This window comes from Calothrix rhizosoleniae SC01 (genome assembly GCF_900185595.1).
In the GTDB taxonomy this organism is placed as follows: Bacteria; Cyanobacteriota; Cyanobacteriia; order Cyanobacteriales; family Nostocaceae; genus Calothrix_A; species Calothrix_A rhizosoleniae.
Genome location: NZ_FYBH01000227.1, coordinates 1 through 4,149, shown reverse-complemented (window position 1 = coordinate 4,149; position 4,149 = coordinate 1). Strand labels below are relative to the sequence as shown.

At 41.2% G+C, this 4,149-nt stretch carries 2 protein-coding genes; both read left to right on the top strand.

The genetic code is table 11. The features are described 5' to 3' along the window. The coding region (locus tag CALSC_RS13665) for a peptidase domain-containing ABC transporter (RefSeq protein WP_143288252.1) at positions 1-2,741 on the top strand (2,741 nt) is incomplete at its 5' end. A gap of 69 nt (positions 2,742-2,810) precedes the next feature. Beyond that, on the top strand, positions 2,811-4,149 hold a 1,339-nt coding region (locus CALSC_RS13660), incomplete at its 3' end, for an HlyD family efflux transporter periplasmic adaptor subunit (RefSeq protein ID WP_088241881.1).

Below are 4,149 nucleotides of genomic sequence, written 5' to 3'. Positions count from 1 at the left end.
AATTACAACTTTTGATGGAGAAATACCCACAAATACGTGATCGCTTCTATCGCCGAGCAGAGATGTGGGATTTAATGTTGTTGTGTCGTCAAAATTCACAATTCCCCAACCACACATCACAAGTAGAAGGGTTACTCACAGCTTTATCCTTATGTAAACGCCATAGTTTTCAACGTTTAGAACCAACACCTATACCCACAGAAACTAAACTATGGCTACCGTACCGAGGCAAATTTCTGCAATCTGATGGTAGTTCATTGGCACCAGGGAAAATCTATGGGGAATTACCACAGGGTAATTTGCAAATAGAGGAACCAAGCATTGTGTATGTTCTGCAAAATGCAGACTGGCAAACTGCACTGCAACAATGCCCAGAGTTAGGAGAATTTGTTACTGCCGCCGATCAGCATCCAGTTCTGAAACCGCAGCCAAAACCACGTCCTCAGCGTAGGATAAAACCTTTGGACTCATCTGCCAAAATTATTCCCTTTCCGGGGCAAGAAAAAGTATTACAACCACCACCCAAGAAAGTCCGCCCTTATTTTCCCGGTCCAAAAGTACGAATGGGGCATTGGTGGGGACGGTTCACGAAGCAATATCCTTACTATGCCCAGCACAGTGCCTCCGATTGCGGTGCTGCTTGCTTGGTGATGATTAGCGGCTTCTGGGGTAAACGTTTTAGTGTCAATCGTCTGCGAGATATGACCAATGCCAGTCGTAGTGGTGCATCTCTGCGGGCTCTAGCTTCAGCGGCAGAAGGTCTTGGTTTTGCTACCCGTCCGGTGAAAGCAACTTTGGAAAAATTCGCCGAACAATCTCTACCAGCGATCGCTCACTGGGAAGGTAATCACTTTATCGTTGTCTATGAAATAAATAAAAAAAGAGTGATTGTGGGCGATCCGGCCCTTGGTCAACGTCAACTGACCCGTAAGGAATTTGCAGCAGGTTGGACAGGCTATGCATTACTGCTACAACCGACATCTTTAATCAAAGATGCCCAAGAAGAGAGCGTCGGTTTGTGGAAGTTTTTTGAGTTAATTAAACCCCACTCTAAGGTACTCCTGGAAATCTTTATTGCTTCGGTAATAATGCAGTTATTTGGATTAGTAACACCAGTATTTACCCAGTTGTTACTAGACCGAGTCTTGGTACAGCGTAGTGTGGCTACCTTAAACGCCATCGGTTTGGGGATGCTTGTTTTTGGTTTTTTCAACATTGCCATGAATGCAGTGCGGTCATATTTGCTTGCCCACACAGCCAATCGCATTAGCATCTCTCTAATAGTAGGTTTTATCAAACATACCTTCCGCTTGCCCCTTTCCTATTTTGAGTCCCGCTACGTCGGCGATATCACCTCTCGCATCGCAGAAAATCGGAAAATTCAAAGCTTCTTGATGGGTCAAAGTTTGTCTATTGTGTTAGATATGCTAACATTAGTCATCTACCTGACCCTGATGTTTTGGTATAGCTGGAAAATGGCATTATTTGTGCTATTGACTGTACCACCATTTTTCATCCTGGCTCTCGCTAGCACAGGTATTTTGCGCCGCATCTCGAGGGAGGTTTTTAATGCTGGAGCGGAACAAAAGAGTTATCTGATCGAATCCCTCACAGGCGTTCGTACTGTTCGCTCATTAGGAATTGAACAAACTGTGCGTTGGCGTTGGGAAGAACTGTTGAATAATGTGGTTAGGAAACGTTTTCATTCCAAGATTATTGGCATCCGCCTCTCAATGATAGGTGGTGCCATTCAAACCTTCACTAGTACGGGATTAATGTGGTTTGGAGCATGGCAAGTAATTCAAGGAGAACTCACCGTTGGACAATTAGTTGCTTTCAATATGTTGGTGGGTCACGTGTTGGGTCCTTTTAAAAGGTTTTCAGGATTGTGGACTCAATTCCAAGAAATCGTGATATCTGTAGAACGCCTCAATGATGTGCTAGAAGCAGAGCCAGAAGAAGACTTGCACAATAAACCCCGCAAGACTCTGGGTAAACTGCGCAGTCATATTCAATTTCAAAATGTTACCTTTCGTTATCACCCGGAAAGTAAGACTAATGTCCTAGAAAATCTTAACTTTGAAATCCAGCCAGAACAAATGGTGGCGCTTGTAGGACGTAGTGGTTCTGGTAAAACAACCTTAAGTAAATTAATTTTAGGTTTATATCCTCCGACAGATGGCAAAGTACTTATTGACGGTCATGATGTAACAGGTATTTCCTTGCAATCGCTCCGTTCTCAAGTGGGAATTGTAGACCAAGATACATTTTTGTTTGGTGGCACCATCCGGGAAAACATTGCCATCGCCCATCCCGAAGCCTCTTTAGACGAAATCATTCAAGCAGCTAACTTCGCTGGTGCAGATGAATTTATCCAGCAGTTACCCTTGGGTTATGAAACGAAAATCGGAGAAGGTGGTGGTATGCTTTCTGGGGGTCAACGCCAGCGTATAGCCATAGCCCGCGCTCTAATGGGTAATCCCCGTTTGCTCTTGTTTGATGAAGCTACTAGCCATCTAGATACAGAATCAGAAAGGATTATTCAGAACAATCTGAAAAAGATTTTGAAAGGACGTACCAGTGTTATCATTGCCCATCGGCTCTCAACCGTACGTAATGCAGACTTAATTTTGGTTTTAGATCAGGGAATATTAGTAGAAAGCGGCAATCATGACGAATTAATCGCCAAACAAGGTCATTATTACTATCTAAATCAACAACAATTAGCTCAAGTCAGTTGAGCTAGGAAAATTGTAGAGAGTCAATATTGGCTCTCCACATCTTCATCTCTTATTCTGGGATATAGAGTTATGCCATATCAATCTTCTAATTCTTCATCTGTGCTTGTACAAAAAGAATATGATCAGCACATAAACAACAAAGTTTATGATGAAAATACTGGGGGTAATGAAGAACTCCTAGCAGATAATGACAATGATCTTCACTATGGGACAAAAGAATTACTAGATGGTCTACCCCAATTGTGGACTCATGGAGTGTTGTATTGCCTGCTATTCTTTGCAGTCATTGGCATACCTTGGGCAACAATGTCTAAAGTGGATGAAACAGGAAGCGCTATGGGACGGATAGAACCTAAAGGCGCAACTCAAAAATTAGATTCTCTAGCTGCGGGGAGTGTAAAATTTGTCAATGTAAAAGAAGGTGACACCGTCAAAGCAGGACAAACTTTACTAGAAATTAATGCTGATGTTTTAGAAACAGAACTTCAGCAAGCCAAGGCAAAGCTGACTGGATTATTAAATCAAAGAGCACAATTAGATGTACTTAAAAATCAGATTCAGTTAACTCTTAGTACCCAAGAACAACAAAACCAATCCCAAGCTTTAGAAAAACTCTCCCAAATTAATCAGGCAAAACACAACCTGGCTGCAAAAACAAGTATATTTTATCTACAAAGATTAGAAAAACAAGCATTAGTCAATCAAGTTAATCAACAAATTTATACCTCATTGAATGATCAAAATGCGTTTAAATCACGTTTGGCTATAGATTCTAGACAAGTCCAAAGGTTTAGCAACCTTATGAAAGATGGTGCTGTTTCTGTCAATCAAGTTGATGAACTACTCAAACAAGAGCAAGAAAGTCAAAGAATCTACGAAAAATCCCAATCTGATGTTAAAAAAGCAAGATTGCGCCTAATAGAAGAGAAAAATCGTTTTCAAGCAACAATGAATCAGTTAGAAGCTGATATTAGCCAAGCAAAACTGCGATTGCAAGAAGAAAAAAATAGCTATCAGGCTTTACTTCAAGCTGGTAAATTAGCAATTTTAAAGAATCAAGAACAACTTAAAGAAATAGATAAGCAAGCTACAGCACTAGAATCCCAAATAGCTCAAACCAAGGGTCAGATAACATCTTTAAATATACAACTAAAGCAACGCATTGTGCGATCGCCCATTGATGGAGTCATTTTTGAATTGCCATTTAGTAAATCAGGACAAGTAGTACAATCAGGACAAAGGATTGCTCAAATTGCACCCAAAAATGCTGATGTTGTTCTCAAAGCTCAAATGCCCATACAGGATAGTGGCTTCTTAAAGGTGGGAATGGTAGTTAAAGTCAAGTTTGATGCCTATCCCTATCAAGAATATGGCATTGTGGAAGGAAAAGTGACTTGGGTATCTCCTG